Raw genomic sequence first — 14617 nt, forward strand, 5'->3', positions numbered from 1 at the left:
GATCAGCCCACCACTTCCAGGCCCATGGAGCGGGCGGAACCCTCGACCATGCGCATCGCGGCCTCGACGTCGTTGGCGTTGAGGTCCTTCATCTTCGCTTCGGCGATCTCGCGCACCTTTGCCCGGTCGACCTTGCCGGCGCTGACCTTTCCGGGCTCCTTCGAGCCGGATTTGAGCTTCGCAGCCTTCTTCAGGAAGTAGGCCACCGGCGGCGTTTTCATGGTGAAGGTGAACGACTTGTCCTGGTAGTAGGTGATCACCACCGGGATCGGCGAACCTTTTTCCATCTCCTGGCTCTGCGCGTTGAACGCCTTGCAGAACTCCATGATGTTGATGCCACGCTGACCGAGCGCCGGGCCGATCGGGGGCGACGGCGTCGCCGATCCGGCCGGGACCTGGAGCTTGAGCTGGCCTGCAACTTTCTTAGCCATATCTCTCTGCCTCTTTCATTTTTTGCCGGCCGATCCTCATTCCAAGGAGCCAGCGACCGCAGTTGGTGGTCCGGAAGTCAACGGCCGGCCAGGCCGCCCTTCCTCCCACCGTTCAGGCCGGGCATGCGCCCCGCCTTCCGCGCGCCACCGAGGCGGCCGCGCGGATTTCCGGTCAGGTCTTCTCGACCTGCCCGAACTCCAGATCGACGGGCACCGCTCGGCCGAAGATCGAAACCTCGACCTTCAGGCGCGAACGCTCCTCGTCCACTTCCTGCACCGAGCCGTTGAACGAGGCGAAAGGCCCGTCGGCCACCCTCACCTGCTCGCCGATCTCGAAGGTGATCGACGGCTTCGGCCGCTCGACGCCCTCCTGCACCTGATGCAGGATGCGTTCGGCCTCCGCATCCGTGATCGGCACCGGCTTGGAATCGCCAAGAAAACCCGTCACTTTCGGCGTATTCTTAATGAGGCTGAACACCGCGTCGGTGAGATTGGCGCGGACCAGCACATAACCCGGAAAGAACTTGCGCTCGGCATCGACCTTGCGGCCGCGCCGTACCTCGACGACCTTCTCGGTCGGCACGACGATCTGCTCGATCGCATCGCCAAGGCCCTTCTGCTTGGCCTTGTTCTCGATGTCCTCGGCGACCTTCTTCTCGAAATTCGAGTAGGCGTGGACGATGTACCACCGCGCAGTCATCTCAGATTCTCTCCGTAATCGCCGGTGTTATCGTCCGAGGCCGAGAATGAACTCGACCCCCAGGCTCATGATCTGGTCAGCGGCGAAGAAGAAGATCGCGGCCAGGAACGACATCGCGATCACCATCAACGAGGAAATCAGCGTCTCCCGACGGGTCGGCCACGTGACCTTCGAGCCTTCCGCCCGCACCTGCTGGAGAAAGGTAAAAGGATTCGTCGTTTTTGACGCCATATGCTGCTCTTGCCGCTCTTATCGTAGCGTCCGGCACGCCAGATCGCCTCGCCCTAAGCCGGGAGCCCGGCCCCTGTCGCCTTAACCGGCCGCATAAATCGCGCCCTGCACGCGACCCACAACCGAATCGGCTATATTTTTCCATGCAATTCAGGCGCGTCAAGCCGAATCCCAGGCTCCACGCACCTTGCTTGCCCGTTACATAAAGGCTCCAGCCTTCCGGCGCAAGCCCTTTCCACCGCAAAACTCCGCCCGGCGGATGGCAGGGGCAGAGGGGCTCGAACCCCCGACCTGCGGTTTTGGAGACCGCCGCTCTACCAACTGAGCTATACCCCTATCGCCGGCCCCGTCAGCGGGGCGAAGACCGGATAGTCGGTTTGCCGGCGCTTGGCAAGGCGGATCGCGTCGCCTTATGGATCGGGGAGCGGCGACAAGCCGCTCCCCATACCCTCTTATTCCTTGATCGAGACGACGACGCCGGCGCCGACGGTGCGGCCGCCTTCGCGGATGGCGAAGCGCAGCTTCTCCTCCATGGCGATCGGCACGATCAGTTCCACGTCCACCGTCACGTTGTCGCCCGGCATCACCATCTCGGTGCCCTCGGCCAACGTCACGATCCCCGTCACGTCCGTCGTGCGGAAGTAGAACTGCGGACGGTAGTTGGTGAAGAACGGCGTATGACGGCCTCCCTCCTCCTTCGTCAGGATGTACGCCTCCGCCTTGAACTTCGTGTGCGGCTTCACCGAACCGGGCTTGCACAGAACCTGGCCGCGCTCAACGCCCTCGCGGTCGATGCCGCGCAACAGCGCGCCGATGTTGTCGCCCGCCTGGCCCTGGTCCAGAAGCTTGCGGAACATCTCCACACCCGTGCACGTCGTCTTCTGCGTCGGACGGATGCCGACGATCTCGAGTTCCTCGCCAACCTTCACGATGCCGCGCTCGACGCGACCCGTAACGACCGTGCCGCGGCCCGAGATCGAGAACACGTCCTCGATCGGCATCAGGAACGGCTGGTCGATCGGACGCTCCGGCGTCGGGATGTAGGAATCCACCGCCGCCATCAGTTCGCGGATCGCATCCTCGCCAAGCTTCTTGTCGCCGTCTTCCAGCGCAACCAGCGCCGAACCCTTCACGATCGGAATGTCGTCGCCGGGGAACTCGTTCTTCGACAGAAGCTCGCGAACCTCGAGCTCGACAAGCTCCAGAAGCTCCGCATCGTCCACCTGGTCGCACTTGTTCAAGAACACCACGATCGAGGGAACGCCGACCTGACGCGCCAGGAGAATGTGCTCGCGCGTCTGCGGCATCGGGCCGTCCGCCGCACTCACAACCAGGATCGCGCCGTCCATCTGCGCGGCACCCGTGATCATGTTCTTCACATAGTCCGCGTGACCCGGGCAATCCACATGCGCGTAATGCCGCTTGTCCGTCTCGTACTCCACATGGGCGGTGGAAATGGTAATTCCACGCGCCTTCTCCTCCGGAGCCGCGTCAATCTGGTCGTACGCCTTGAACTCCCCGAAAAACTTCGTGATCGCTGCCGTCAACGACGTCTTCCCATGGTCAACATGACCAATCGTCCCAATGTTCACATGCGGCTTCGTACGCTCATATTTCGCTTTGGCCATTTTCTATCCCTGGTTCTTTCGAGCAGCTTTTAACCGGATGCGGGGCGATTAGCGGCAACAGCCGAAGAACTCAAGCCCTCTTTCGACAAGAGTCCCGCACCGGAATCACTGCACGATTTCCTGAAAGCCCATATTTAGGTGCGCGACACGTGGATTTAAATAGCCCGGCTTCGGTTGGAGCCGCCGCAATTGAGCCCCGAATACCGGGCATGAGCTTTCTGCGGGGACGGGTTGGAGAGGATGCGCGATGACCTTCATGATCTTGCTGTGCAGCACCTATATCGGACACGCGGACCTCAATAGCTGCACGCCGCTGCAATCGGCGCATTATCAAACGAAGGCCACTTGCGAGAGCGAACTGGCGAAGTTGCGCGCGGAAGCTAAAGGCAAGCATGTCTCGCTCGAAGGACCGACGACGAGCGGCGGCTTGAAGTCGGAGAGCAAGCTTGTCTGCAAGGCCGGCTGACCCGGCGTTCCGGCCACGAGCCGCGCTTTCATCGAAAGCAGACAGTTTCAGACATTGAGAGTTGGAGCGGGTGAAGGGAATCGAACCCTCGTATTCAGCTTGGAAGGCTGCTGCTCTACCATTGAGCTACACCCGCGCCCCTTTATCGGGCTGCGGCGGCTACGGCGCTGGTGGAGGGGGCTGGATTCGAACCAGCGTAGGCTTAGCCAACGGATTTACAGTCCGTCTCCTTTAACCACTCGGACACCCCTCCGTGCTTTCGCCGGAGCCATGCGACCAGACGCTTTGCGAACGCACTGCATGCCTTGGCACGCGCCGCCCTCGCGATGGGCCTTATGGCGAGAAGCCCCTGCCCTGTCAACCGCGCTGACCGAGGATCGCAAGGCGCGATACAAACCGCTCGCGCCGTGCCGCAACCGTTCTTCTCATTCCGGAATAATATGCGGAAAGACATCGGGGTTGAGGCCGTAGATATTGACGGCAACGGCTAGCGCCCCGACGATGACGGCGGTAGCCAGCGTGTTGACCAGAATGACGACGAGACCGCGTCTCGACTTCCTCCGGGTGTCGGTCCCGCCTTCGGAGGACTCGTCCGCTTGACTTCCCGATTTGTGAAAAACGATCGGGAGCGAAGCGAACAGCATCACCCACCAGATGACGAAGAAAAGCGCGGCGATCGTGATCCAGCCCATCCCGGCGTCCCGTCCGGCCTCGATCAGGCCTGTTCGAGTTCGATCAGCGTGCCCTGGAAATCCTTCGGATGAAGGAACAGCACCGGTTTGCCATGCGCGCCGCTCTTCGGCTCGCCATCGCCAAGCACACGAGCGCCTGCCGCCCTCAGCCGGTCGCGGGCCGCCAGAATGTCGCCGACCTCATAGCAGACATGGTGCATGCCACCGGACGGGTTCTTCTCGAGGAAAGCGGCGATCGGCGAAGCTTCGCCCAACGGCTCCAGCAGTTCGATCTTGGTGTTGCCCACGTCTATGAAGACGACGGTGACGCCATGCTCCGGCAAGGCCTGCGGTTCGCCGACCTTCGCGCCGAGCGTATCACGATAGGAGGCAGCCGCGGCCGCGAGATCGGGAACGGCAATGGCAACGTGGTTGAGACGGCCGAGCATGGCTACATTCCTATTCGTGCGTCCTTCGAGGCTCGCTCCCTATCGCGTAACGAAGACGGTGACGATGGGCTTTTTGCCCCAGGCCTCGTTGGCGGCGGCGCGCACGGCACGGCGGACGGCATCCGAGACAAGATCGAGATCGCGGCGCCGCTGGCGCGGGATGCTGTCGATGGCGCCGACAGCGGCGTCGACCAGAAGCTCCTCGAAATCCTCTCCCGTCGCGTCTTCCTTCGGCAGGCCCATCGCGGCGAGATCCGGATCGCCGGCCATCTCATAGCCGTCATCGAGGACGACATTGACGGCCACATGCCCCGCGAAGGAAAGCTTCCGCCTCTCCTTGAGGCCGACCGCCTCATCGCCACCGATCAGCTTGCCGTCCTTATAGACGCGGCCGAACGGCACCTGGTCGACCACTTCCGCCTTGCCGGGCGAGAGCCGTACCATGTCGCCGTCGCGGACTCTCGGCACGTCGGCGACGCCGGCTGCCTTCGCCAGTTCCGCGTGCGCGACAAGATGCGCCGCTTCGCCATGCACCGGCACGGCAATCTTCGGCTTCAGCCATTCATACATGCGCCTCAACTCGTTGCGGCGCGGATGACCGGACACGTGCACCAGCGCGTCCGAATCCTCGATGACCGTCACGCCCTGGTCGATGAGGCCGTTCTTGATGGAAAGGATCGCCTTCTCGTTGCCGGGGATGACGCGCGAGGAGAAGATCACGGTATCGCCTTTCGCCAGCGATACGTTCTTGAACTCGTCGCGCGCGAGCTTGGCAAGCGCGGCGCGCGGTTCTCCCTGACTTCCCGTGCACAGGATGACGAGTTCGGCACGCGGCGTCAGTCCGTATTCGTCCTCGTCCATGAATTCGGGCAAGCCTTCGAGATAGCCGATCTCGGTGGCGACATCGATGACGCGCTTCAGCGAGCGGCCCATCACCATCACCTTGCGGCCCGCGTCTCGCGCGGCTTCCGCAACCGAGCGGATGCGGCCGACATTGGAGGAGAAGGTCGTCACGGCCACGCGGCCGGGAGCCTCCGCTATCAATTTGGCGAGGCTTTTTGCCACCGCTTCTTCGGACGGCGATTCGCCTTCGCGCAGCGCGTTGGTGGAATCGCAGACGAGCGCCAGAACGCCCCGGTCGCCGATAGCGCGGAACCGCGCCTCGTCGATCAGCGGACCGATGGTCGGCTCCGGGTCGATCTTCCAGTCGCCGGTGTGGACGACGGTGCCGGCCGGTGAGATGATGGCGAGCGATACCGGCTCCGGAATAGAATGGTTGACGGCAATCGCCTCGATCTCGAACGGCCCGACGATGAAGCGCTCACCGGCGTTGTATATCTTCACCGGCACCTGCGGCGCGCCCGGTTCGGAGGCTCGCTTGGCCGCCAGCAGGCCGGCCGTGAACGGCGTCATCCAGACAGGGACGCCGCCGAGCCTCGGCCAGATGTCGAGCACAGCGCCGTAGTGATCCTCGTGCGCATGGGTGATGACCATGCCGTGGAGCGAGGAAACGTTCTCCTCGATGAAGCGCGTATCGGGCAAGACCAGGTCGACGCCGGGCAGTTCGGGCGTCGGAAAGGTGACGCCGCAATCGACGATGATCCATTCGCGCGCGCTCGCAGGTCCATAGCCATAGAGTGCCAGGTTCATGCCGATCTCGCCGACCCCGCCCAGCGGCACGAAGACAAGCTCGTTGCTATCCGCCATATGCCCTGCCCTCACCAGTCGAAAAGAAAAGATCGCCCGCGGAGATGCGGCGTCGTTCACCCGCCACGTTCAACAAAAGATAGCCGTCCCGGTCGATGTCCTCGAAAATGCCTGCCGTCTCGCTATCCTGCCGTCTGATGGTAACCGGGCCGCCCTTGCCGTCGGCGGCGAACAGCCAGTCCTCCCGGATGCGAGCGAAGCCGGCGCCGCCGCTCCATTCGGCCAGCACGCCGGCCATCTCCGCCGCGAGCGATGGGAACACCCGTTCCGGTTCGACCTCTATGCCACATTCGGCGAGATCGGTCGTCGGATAGAGCGGATTTTCGGGATGCGTGGAGCAATTGATGCCGCAGCCAATGACGACAGCCAGCCGACCATCCGCAAGTGTCCCGCTTTCGAGCAGGATGCCACAGATCTTGTGTCCGTCGACCAGAAGATCGTTCGGCCATTTGATGGCAAGCGCTTGCGGATTGTTCGCGAAGAAGGAACGAAGGGCGCGATATACACCGAGCCCGGCCACCAGCGGCAGCGTCCCGATCCGCGAGACGGGCGCGGGATCGATCAACAACAGCGAAGCGTATAGATTGCCGGGTTCCGACACCCATTCTCGTCCGCGCCTGCCCTTGCCGGCCGACTGACGTATGGCGGTGACCCAGAGATTGCCGACATCACCTTCGCGGGCCGCTGCCAGTGCCGAGGCGTTCGTCGAGGCGACCTCGCCCAACGAGAGGCGGCGATAAGCGGCCAGCCCTGCGATCGGCTGTCCCGACACGCTCGTCAGTAGAAGCTCCTTGCGGCGGCCTCGGCCACGCGCCCGAGCGGCCCACCGATCAGGACATAGAAGAGGATGAAGGCGCCGGAGAGCCCGAAGACGACGCGCATTTCCGCCGCCATCGGCGAAAAGCCCTTGCCTGCCTCGTCGAACCACATGATCTTGATGATCCTCAGATAGTAGAACGCGCCGACCACCGAGGTAAGGACGCCGATCACGGCAAGCGCGTAGAGATGCGCGTTGATCGCGGCGAGGAAGACGTACCATTTAGCCCAGAAGCCGGCGAGCGGCGGGATGCCGGCGAGCGAGAAGAGTAGGATGGTCATGATCGTCGCCATCATCGGATTGGTGGTGGCGAGACCGGCCAGATCGTCGATGCTCTCGACCTGCTCATCCTTGCGCCGCATGGAGAGGATGAAGGCGAAGGTGCCGAGCGTCATGGCAAGGTAGATCAGCATGTAGATGACGACGCCGCGCACGCCGGCCGGCGTGTTGGCGGCAAGCCCCACCAGCGCGAAGCCCATATGGCCGATCGCGGAATAGGCCATCAGCCGTTTGAAATTGCGCTGCCCGATGGCCGCGAAAGAGCCCAGCGCCATCGACGCGATCGAGACGAAGACGATGACCTGCTGCCAGTCCGCGGCCGCCGGCTGGAATGCATCGACCGTGGTGCGAACCAGGAAAGACATCGCCGCCATCTTCGGCGCGGAGGAAAGGAACGCGGTGACCGGCGTCGGCGCGCCCTCATAGACGTCCGGCGTCCACATATGGAACGGCACCGCCGAGATCTTGAAGATCAGGCCGGCGAGCACGAAGACGATACCGAAGAGGAGGCCGATGGAGCGCGGACCGGCGGAAAGCGCCGAGGCGATCTCCTGGAAGCCGACGCTGCCGGTGTAGCCGTAGACCAGCGTAATGCCGTAAAGCAAAAGCCCGGAGGAGAGCGAGCTCAGCACGAAATATTTAAGGCCGGACTCGGTCGAGCGCAGATTGTCACGATGGAAGGCGGCAAGGACGTAGAGGCCTAGATTCTGCAGTTCCAGCCCGAGGTAGAGGCTGATCATGTTGTGCGCCGAGATCATCAGCATCATGCCGACGGTCGAAAGCAGGATCATCACCGGATATTCGAAGCTGTAGAAGCCGGCGTGGCTGGCGAAGCGCACCGCCATGACGAGCGCGACGGCCGAGCCGATCAACGTCAGGACCATCATCACGCGCGCGAACGGGTCGAGAACGATGGCGCCGCCGAACGCCTCTCCGCTGGCGTCCGTGGTCATCAGCCAGATCGCGGCTGCGGCAAGCAACAGGACGGACAGCACGTTGACGACACCCGTCGCGCTCTTGCCGGCATAGACGCCGATCATCAGAACGACCATGGCGCCGACCGAAAGAATAAGTTCGGGCAGCGCTATGGATAGGCTCGTTGCGAGGTCTGCGGTCATCGGGCGATTGCCTGTTGCTGCGCCGAAGCGGTACGGTGCCCCGCCTGGATGGAGATGGTGACGTTGTTGACGAGATTGTCGACGGAGGTCGCGGTGGCGGTGAGGATCGGCGCCGGATAGATGCCGAAGAAGATCACCAGCACGATCAGCGGATAAAGGATCGCCTTCTCCCGCGTCGAGAGATCGAGCATGCCCTTCAGCGTCTCCTTGGAAAGCACGCCGAAGATGAGGCGCCGATAGAGCCAGAGCGCGTAGGCCGCCGACAGGATGACGCCCGTGGTGGCGAAAAGCGCCACCCAGGTATTGGCCTCGAATGCGCCCATCAGCGTCAGGAACTCGCCGACGAACCCGCTCGTGCCCGGCAGGCCGATATTGGCCATGGTGAAGATCATCAGCGCCACGGCATATTTCGGCATGTTGTTGACCAGTCCGCCATAGGTGGCGATCTCGCGCGTATGCTGCCGGTCATAGAGGACGCCGACGCAAAGGAAGAGCGCGCCGGAGACCAGGCCATGCGAGATCATCTGGAAGAGAGCTCCCTGCACGCCTTGCTGGTTCAAGGCGAAGATGCCCATCGTCACGAAGCCCATATGAGCGACGGAGGAGTAGGCGACGAGCTTCTTCATATCCTCCTGCATCAGCGCCACGAGCGAGGTGTAGACGATGGCGACGACCGACAGCGTGAAGATGAAGGGCGCGAACATGGCCGACGCGTCGGGAAACATCGGCAGCGAGAAGCGCAGGAAACCGTAGCCGCCCATCTTCAAGAGGATCGCCGCCAGGATAACCGAGCCGGCCGTCGGCGCCTCCACATGCGCGTCGGGCAGCCAGGTATGCACCGGCCACATCGGCATCTTTACCGCGAAGGAGGCGAAGAAGGCGAACCACAGCCATGGCTGCATGGAGACAGGGAAATTATGCGTTAGTAGCGTTGGAATATCGGTCGTGCCCGATTGCCAGAACATCGCCATGATGGCGAGCAGCATCAGCACCGAGCCGAGCAGCGTGTAGAGGAAGAACTTGAACGAAGCATAGACGCGCCGCTTGCCGCCCCACACCCCGATGATGATGAACATCGGGATCAGCCCAGCCTCGAAGAAGACGTAGAACAGGACGATGTCGAGCGCGCAGAAGACGCCGATCATCAGCATCTCCAACACCAGGAAGGCGATCATGTAGGGCTTGACGCGATCCTGAACCCGCCAGCTTGCCAGGATCGTGAACACCATCATCAACGTCGTCAGGATGACGAGCAGCATGGAGATGCCGTCGACGCCCATATGGTAGGAAATCCCGGAATCCAGCCATTCGTGCTTCTCGACCATCTGGAAGCTGGCATCGGACGGGTTGAAGCCGATCCAGATCAGGAGAGACACCAGGAAGGTGACGATCGTCGTCAGGAGCGCGATCATGCGGATGTTCTTCCGCGCCGCCTCGCTCTCGTCCCTGATGAAAAGGATGAGGACGACGCCGACCAGTGGCAGGAAGGTGACCGTCGATAGGATGGGCCAGTCGGTCATATCAGAGAGAACCTCCGAGCATCATCCAGGTGATGAGCGCGACGATGCCGATCAGCATCACGAAAGCGTAGTGGTAGAGATAGCCCGTCTGCAGCCGGACAACGCGGTTGGTGACGTCGATGACACGCGCCGAGACGCCGTCCGGGCCGAGCCCGTCGATGATCGTGCCGTCGCCGCGCTTCCACAGGAAATGGCCGAGGCGCTTCGCTCCATTGACGAAGAGGAAATCGTAGACCTCGTCGAAATACCACTTGTTGAGCAGGAAGGCGTAGAGGCCGCGATGCTGTTCTGCGAGTTCGTGCGGCGCCTTGGGCGAGCGGATATAGAATACCCAGGCGACCCAGGTTCCCACGACCATGGCGATGAACGGCGCAAGACTGACCAGCACGGGCGAGTGATGGATAGCCTCGACGACCTCGTTGCCCGGCAGCGTGAACAGCGCGGTGCGCCAGAACTCGTGATAGCCCTCGCCAATGAACGCGAACTTGAACACAGCGCCTGCCAGGAGCGCGCCGACCGAAAGCAGCAGGAGCGGCACCAGCATGACCGGCGGCGATTCATGCACGTGGTGCATGACCTCATGACTGGCGCGCGGCTTGCCGTGGAACGTCATGAAGATCAGCCGCCATGAGTAGAACGCGGTGAAGGCCGCGGCGACAGTGAGCAGTATAAAGGCGAAGGTCGCGGCCGCGTTCTGGCCGGCAAAGGCCGATTCTACGATGGCGTCCTTGGAGATGAAACCGGCCGTACCGATGATCGTCAGCGGAATGCCGACGCCGGTGAGCGACAGCGTGCCGATGATCATCGTCCAGTAGGTGTAAGGGATCAGCTTCCTGAGACCGCCCATCTTGCGCATGTCCTGCTCGTCGGAGACGGCGTGGATGACCGAGCCCGAGCACAGGAAGAGCAGCGCCTTGAAGAAAGCGTGGGTGAACAGGTGGAAGATGGCGACGCCATAGGCGCCGACGCCGAGCGCCACGAACATGTAGCCGAGCTGCGAGCAGGTCGAATAGGCGATCACGCGCTTGATGTCGTTCTGCACCAGTCCGACCGTCGCCGCGAAGAAAGCCGTGATCGCACCGATGATGGTCACGACCAACAGCGCGGTGTGGGAAAGCTCGAAGAGCGGTGACAGCCGCGCCACCATGAAGACGCCGGCCGTGACCATGGTGGCGGCATGGATGAGCGCGGAGACCGGTGTCGGGCCTTCCATCGCATCCGGCAGCCAGGTGTGCAGCGGCACCTGCGCCGACTTGCCCATGGCGCCCATGAAAAGGAGCAGGCACACCACCGTGATCGCCGCCTGCTTGTCGAGCGCATGGCCCAGGAAGGTAAGCACAGGCTCGCCTGCGGCAGCGCCAGCCGCCGGCAGGTAGCTTGCGGCATTGGCGAAGATGGTGCCGAGATTGACCGAGCCGAACAGCACGAAGACGCCGAAGATGCCGAGCAGGAAGCCGAAATCGCCGATACGATTGACGACAAAGGCTTTGATCGCAGCGGCGACGGCGGAAGGCCGCTTGTACCAGAAACCGATCAGGAGATAGGAGGCGAGGCCGACGCCTTCCCAGCCGAAGAACATCTGGATGAGATTGTCGGCCGTCACCAGCGCCAGCATGGCGAAGGTGAAAAGCGACAGATAGGCGAAGAAACGCGGCCGATCGGGATCGTGATGCATGTAGCCGATCGAATAGATGTGGACCAGCGCCGAGACGGTGTTGACCACCACCAGCATCACCACGGTCAGCGTGTCGATCCTGAGCGCCCAGTCGGCTTCGAGCCCGCCTGATTTCATGAAGGAGAGGACGGGGACGACGAACGTCTCCACATCTCCGAAGCCGACCTGGAAGAAGGCGATCCACGACAGGACCGCGGACACCACCAGCAAGCCGGAGGTGACGTACTCCGACGCCTTGGCCCCGATCGAGCCGCCGAAAAGGCCGGCGATCAGGAAGCCGATGAGGGGCAGGAAGACAATTGCCTGGTACATTTCAGCCCTTCATCATGTTGACGTCTTCGACGGCGATGGAGCCTCGATTTCGATAGAAGACGACGAGGATGGAAAGCCCGATCGCCGCTTCGGCCGCCGCCACCGTCAGCACAAAGAGCGCAAAGACCTGACCGACAAGATCGCCGAGCGCCGCCGAGAAGGCGACGAAGTTCAGATTGACCGCGAGCAGGATGAGTTCGATCGACATCAGGATGACGATCACGTTCTTGCGGTTCAGGAAAATACCGAAGACACCGAGCGTGAACACGATCGCCGATACGGTCAGGTAATGTGCGATGCCCACTTCCATCAGGACACTCCCTCGCCTGTCTTGACGTCGTGCAGTTTTACGGCGGTCTTTGGGTTGCGGGCCACTTGTGCGATGATCGACTGGCGCTTGACCGCCTGCTTGTGACGCAATGTCAGAACGATGGCCCCGACCATCGCCACCAGCAACAGCAGGCCGGCGACCTCGAAATAGAACAGATAATCGGTATAGAGGATGTCGCCGAGCGCACCTGTGTTGGAGCGCTGCGCCAGGGATGGGATCGGCCTGGCAATGCTCTTGGCAAGCTCGGGCGTAAACGTGTAGCCGCCGAGAACCACGATCAGTTCGCCGAGCAGGATGATGCCGACCAGCGCGCCAGCTGGCGCATATTCGAGCACGCCCCGCTTCATCTCGGCGAAGTCGACGTCGAGCATCATCACCACGAACAGAAACAGCACCAGGACCGCGCCGACATAGACGACGAGCAGGATGAGCGCGAGGAACTCCGCTCCGGACAGCAGGAACAGCCCAGCCGCATTGAAAAAGGCGAGGATCAGGAACAGCACCGAGTGCACGGGATTGCGCGCCGCAATCACCATGAAGGCCGAGCCAACGAGTATGAAGGCGAAGAGGTAAAAGAACGCCGCCTCTAGTCCAGTCAGCATGGGTTCCCCCGGTTTCCCTTCCCGGAAGGGACAAGACGCCCTTCCCGATTCCGACTCTCCCTGCGCTCAAGCCCGAAGAATCGCGTGTCTCTTAGACGAGCCTTTCTGGCGCGTCCACTTTGCCAGACGTCACCGATAGGGGGCGTCCAACTGGATATTGCGAGCCAGTTCGCGCTCCCAGCGGTCGCCGTTGGCGAGCAACTTTTCCTTGTCGTAATAAAGTTCCTCGCGCGTCTCCGTGGAGAACTCGAAATTCGGTCCCTCGACGATCGCGTCGACCGGGCAGGCCTCCTGGCAGAAGCCGCAATAGATGCACTTCACCATGTCGATGTCGTAGCGCACCGTGCGACGCGTGCCGTCGTTGCGGCGCGGGCCTGCCTCGATGGTGATGGCCTGCGCCGGGCAGATCGCCTCGCACAATTTGCAGGCGATGCAACGCTCTTCGCCGTTCGGATAACGGCGCAAGGCATGCTCGCCGCGGAAGCGCGGGCTCTGCGGATTCTTCTCGTGCGGATAGTTGATCGTCGCCTTCGGCGCAACGAACAGTTTCAGGGAAAGCACGGTGGCTTCCCAGAATTCCTTCAGGATCAGCGATTTCGCCGCCTGTGCGAACGCGCTCATTGGACTTCTCCGAAGACACCCATCATGCCAGCCCCGTTACTTTCAGGAACACCGCGGTCGCGACCACCATGAACAGCGAGATCGGCAGGAACACTTTCCAGCCCAGCCGCATCAACTGGTCGTAGCGGTAGCGCGGGACGAACGCCTTCACCAGCGAGATCATGAAGAAGATGAGCAGCATCTTCAGGATGAACCAGATGAAGCCCGGTACCCAGGTGAAAGGCGCGAAGTCGAGCGGCGGCAACCAGCCTCCAAGGAAGAGGATCGTGGCAAGCGCGCACATCAGTACGATCGCCACATATTCCCCGAGGAAGAAGAGCAGGAACGGCGTCGAGGAATATTCGACCATGTGTCCGGCAACGAGCTCCGATTCCGCCTCGACCAGATCGAAGGGCGGGCGGTTGGTCTCGGCCAGCGCGGAAATGAAGAAAACGACGAACATCGGCAGGAGCGACAGCCAGTGCCAGTCGAGGAAGGTGTTCGGCAGGCCGAGATGCGTGCCGAGCCCGTCCTTCTGCGACATAACGATGTCGGTGAGGTTGAGCGAACCGACGCAGAGAAGCACGGTGATGATGACGAAGCCGATGGAGACCTCGTAGGAAACCATCTGCGCCGCCGAACGCAGCGCGCCGAGGAACGGGTATTTCGAGTTCGACGCCCAGCCCCCCATGATGACGCCGTAGACCTCGAGCGACGAGATCGCGAGCACATAGAGGATACCGACATTGATGTCGGCGATCGCCCAGCCGGCATCGATGGGGATCACCGCCCAGGCCGATATCGCCAGCACCGCCGACACCAAAGGCGCCAGCAGGAACACGCCCTTGTTGGCGCCGGCCGGAATAACCGGCTCCTTGAAGACGAATTTGAACAGGTCCGCGAAAGGCTGGAGCACGCCCCAGGGACCGACGACGTTCGGGCCTCGGCGCAACTGCACGGCAGCCCATATCTTGCGGTCGGCATAGAGTATCAGGGCGACGCCAACCAAGAGGATGACGATCATCACCACCGATTTCAGGAGGATGATCAGAGCCGGCAGGACGTAGGTGTCGAAGAAGA

Annotated in this window: 16 protein-coding genes and 3 tRNA genes; 1 reads left to right on the forward strand and 18 read right to left on the reverse strand. The window is 62.2% G+C overall.

Translation table 11 applies throughout. The features are described 5' to 3' along the window. Nucleotides 1-2 precede the first annotated feature (2 nt). The 5 genes from rplK to tuf all read right to left on the reverse strand — a co-directional run bounded on the left by rplK (nt 3) and on the right by tuf (nt 2990). Entirely contained in the window at nt 3-431 is a 429-nt protein-coding gene (rplK, locus tag RBH77_RS18215) for a 50S ribosomal protein L11 (RefSeq protein ID WP_311028991.1), read from the reverse strand. Between the two features lie 172 nt (nt 432-603). After that, nucleotides 604-1131: a transcription termination/antitermination protein NusG gene (nusG, locus tag RBH77_RS18220; RefSeq protein ID WP_311028992.1), complete on the reverse strand. Its 528-nt coding sequence runs from the start codon at nt 1129-1131 to the stop codon at nt 604-606. 27 nt (nt 1132-1158) lie between these two features. Further along, nucleotides 1159-1362 carry a preprotein translocase subunit SecE gene (secE, locus tag RBH77_RS18225; protein WP_311028993.1) on the reverse strand — a complete coding sequence of 68 codons (204 nt, stop codon included), beginning with the start codon at nt 1360-1362 and terminating at the stop codon, nt 1159-1161. Between the two features lie 260 nt (nt 1363-1622). Then, a tRNA-Trp gene (locus RBH77_RS18230) sits at nt 1623-1698 on the reverse strand. 116 nt (nt 1699-1814) lie between these two features. Then, nucleotides 1815-2990 (reverse strand): elongation factor Tu, encoded by a 1176-nt coding sequence (gene tuf / locus RBH77_RS18235; protein ID WP_311028980.1) that lies wholly within the window; start codon nt 2988-2990, stop codon nt 1815-1817. A 247-nt stretch (nt 2991-3237) separates the two neighbouring features. Between tuf and RBH77_RS18240 the strand changes: the two genes are divergently transcribed. Beyond that, nucleotides 3238-3456, forward strand: coding sequence for a hypothetical protein (locus RBH77_RS18240; RefSeq protein WP_311028994.1), 219 nt, complete (start codon nt 3238-3240; stop codon nt 3454-3456). A gap of 62 nt (nt 3457-3518) precedes the next feature. Here RBH77_RS18240 and RBH77_RS18245 read toward each other — a convergent pair. The 13 genes from RBH77_RS18245 to nuoH all read right to left on the reverse strand — a co-directional run bounded on the left by RBH77_RS18245 (nt 3519) and on the right by nuoH (nt 14561). Then, a tRNA-Gly gene (locus RBH77_RS18245) sits at nt 3519-3592 on the reverse strand. A gap of 32 nt (nt 3593-3624) precedes the next feature. After that, nucleotides 3625-3709: transfer RNA gene (locus tag RBH77_RS18250), tRNA-Tyr, on the reverse strand. Between the two features lie 172 nt (nt 3710-3881). Further along, nucleotides 3882-4148 (reverse strand): DUF1467 family protein, encoded by a 267-nt coding sequence (locus tag RBH77_RS18255; RefSeq protein WP_311028995.1) that lies wholly within the window; start codon nt 4146-4148, stop codon nt 3882-3884. Between the two features lie 23 nt (nt 4149-4171). Next, nucleotides 4172-4576 carry a methylmalonyl-CoA epimerase gene (gene mce / locus RBH77_RS18260; RefSeq protein ID WP_311028996.1) on the reverse strand — a complete coding sequence of 135 codons (405 nt, stop codon included), beginning with the start codon at nt 4574-4576 and terminating at the stop codon, nt 4172-4174. Between the two features lie 39 nt (nt 4577-4615). After that, nucleotides 4616-6283: a ribonuclease J gene (locus RBH77_RS18265; RefSeq protein WP_311028997.1), complete on the reverse strand. Its 1668-nt coding sequence runs from the start codon at nt 6281-6283 to the stop codon at nt 4616-4618. Then, a complete protein-coding gene (locus RBH77_RS18270; RefSeq protein ID WP_371832885.1) occupies nt 6273-7064 on the reverse strand; it encodes a biotin--[acetyl-CoA-carboxylase] ligase in 792 nt (263 codons plus the stop codon). Before RBH77_RS18270 ends, RBH77_RS18265 begins: the two co-directional genes overlap by 11 nt. After that, nucleotides 7061-8497, reverse strand: coding sequence for an NADH-quinone oxidoreductase subunit NuoN (nuoN, locus tag RBH77_RS18275; RefSeq protein ID WP_311028999.1), 1437 nt, complete (start codon nt 8495-8497; stop codon nt 7061-7063). Before nuoN ends, RBH77_RS18270 begins: the two co-directional genes overlap by 4 nt. Beyond that, nucleotides 8494-10017 (reverse strand): NADH-quinone oxidoreductase subunit M, encoded by a 1524-nt coding sequence (locus tag RBH77_RS18280; RefSeq protein WP_311029000.1) that lies wholly within the window; start codon nt 10015-10017, stop codon nt 8494-8496. Before RBH77_RS18280 ends, nuoN begins: the two co-directional genes overlap by 4 nt. A gap of 1 nt (nt 10018) precedes the next feature. Continuing rightward, nucleotides 10019-12004 carry an NADH-quinone oxidoreductase subunit L gene (nuoL, locus tag RBH77_RS18285; RefSeq protein WP_311029001.1) on the reverse strand — a complete coding sequence of 662 codons (1986 nt, stop codon included), beginning with the start codon at nt 12002-12004 and terminating at the stop codon, nt 10019-10021. Between the two features lies 1 nt (nt 12005). Beyond that, a complete protein-coding gene (nuoK, locus tag RBH77_RS18290; RefSeq protein WP_311029002.1) occupies nt 12006-12314 on the reverse strand; it encodes an NADH-quinone oxidoreductase subunit NuoK in 309 nt (102 codons plus the stop codon). After that, nucleotides 12314-12937 (reverse strand): NADH-quinone oxidoreductase subunit J, encoded by a 624-nt coding sequence (locus tag RBH77_RS18295; RefSeq protein ID WP_311029003.1) that lies wholly within the window; start codon nt 12935-12937, stop codon nt 12314-12316. The genes nuoK and RBH77_RS18295 overlap by 1 nt, the downstream gene beginning before the upstream one ends. Before the next feature lie 129 nt (nt 12938-13066). Continuing rightward, nucleotides 13067-13558: an NADH-quinone oxidoreductase subunit NuoI gene (gene nuoI, locus RBH77_RS18300; protein WP_311029005.1), complete on the reverse strand. Its 492-nt coding sequence runs from the start codon at nt 13556-13558 to the stop codon at nt 13067-13069. A 22-nt stretch (nt 13559-13580) separates the two neighbouring features. Then, nucleotides 13581-14561, reverse strand: coding sequence for an NADH-quinone oxidoreductase subunit NuoH (gene nuoH, locus RBH77_RS18305; RefSeq protein ID WP_311032604.1), 981 nt, complete (start codon nt 14559-14561; stop codon nt 13581-13583). Between the last annotated feature and the right edge of the window lie 56 nt (nt 14562-14617).

The organism is Mesorhizobium koreense (assembly GCF_031656215.1).
In the GTDB taxonomy this organism is placed as follows: Bacteria; Pseudomonadota; Alphaproteobacteria; order Rhizobiales; family Rhizobiaceae; genus Mesorhizobium_L; species Mesorhizobium_L koreense.

Excerpts from the sequence above, each read along its gene's own strand:
- rplK (WP_311028991.1), bottom strand. The coding sequence starts at position 431 with ATGGCTAAGAAAGTTGCAGGCCAGCTCAAGCTCCAGGTCCCGGCCGGA.
- nusG (WP_311028992.1), bottom strand. The coding sequence starts at position 1,131 with ATGACTGCGCGGTGGTACATCGTCCACGCCTACTCGAATTTCGAGAAG.
- secE (WP_311028993.1), bottom strand. The coding sequence starts at position 1,362 with ATGGCGTCAAAAACGACGAATCCTTTTACCTTTCTCCAGCAGGTGCGG.
- tuf (WP_311028980.1), bottom strand. The coding sequence starts at position 2,990 with ATGGCCAAAGCGAAATATGAGCGTACGAAGCCGCATGTGAACATTGGG.
- RBH77_RS18240 (WP_311028994.1), top strand. The coding sequence starts at position 3,238 with ATGACCTTCATGATCTTGCTGTGCAGCACCTATATCGGACACGCGGAC.
- RBH77_RS18255 (WP_311028995.1), bottom strand. The coding sequence starts at position 4,148 with ATGGGCTGGATCACGATCGCCGCGCTTTTCTTCGTCATCTGGTGGGTG.
- mce (WP_311028996.1), bottom strand. The coding sequence starts at position 4,576 with ATGCTCGGCCGTCTCAACCACGTTGCCATTGCCGTTCCCGATCTCGCG.
- RBH77_RS18265 (WP_311028997.1), bottom strand. The coding sequence starts at position 6,283 with ATGGCGGATAGCAACGAGCTTGTCTTCGTGCCGCTGGGCGGGGTCGGC.
- nuoN (WP_311028999.1), bottom strand. The coding sequence starts at position 8,497 with ATGACCGCAGACCTCGCAACGAGCCTATCCATAGCGCTGCCCGAACTT.
- RBH77_RS18280 (WP_311029000.1), bottom strand. The coding sequence starts at position 10,017 with ATGACCGACTGGCCCATCCTATCGACGGTCACCTTCCTGCCACTGGTC.
- nuoL (WP_311029001.1), bottom strand. The coding sequence starts at position 12,004 with ATGTACCAGGCAATTGTCTTCCTGCCCCTCATCGGCTTCCTGATCGCC.
- nuoK (WP_311029002.1), bottom strand. The coding sequence starts at position 12,314 with ATGGAAGTGGGCATCGCACATTACCTGACCGTATCGGCGATCGTGTTC.
- RBH77_RS18295 (WP_311029003.1), bottom strand. The coding sequence starts at position 12,937 with ATGCTGACTGGACTAGAGGCGGCGTTCTTTTACCTCTTCGCCTTCATA.
- nuoI (WP_311029005.1), bottom strand. The coding sequence starts at position 13,558 with ATGAGCGCGTTCGCACAGGCGGCGAAATCGCTGATCCTGAAGGAATTC.
- nuoH (WP_311032604.1), bottom strand. The coding sequence starts at position 14,561 with ATGATCGTCATCCTCTTGGTTGGCGTCGCCCTGATACTCTATGCCGAC.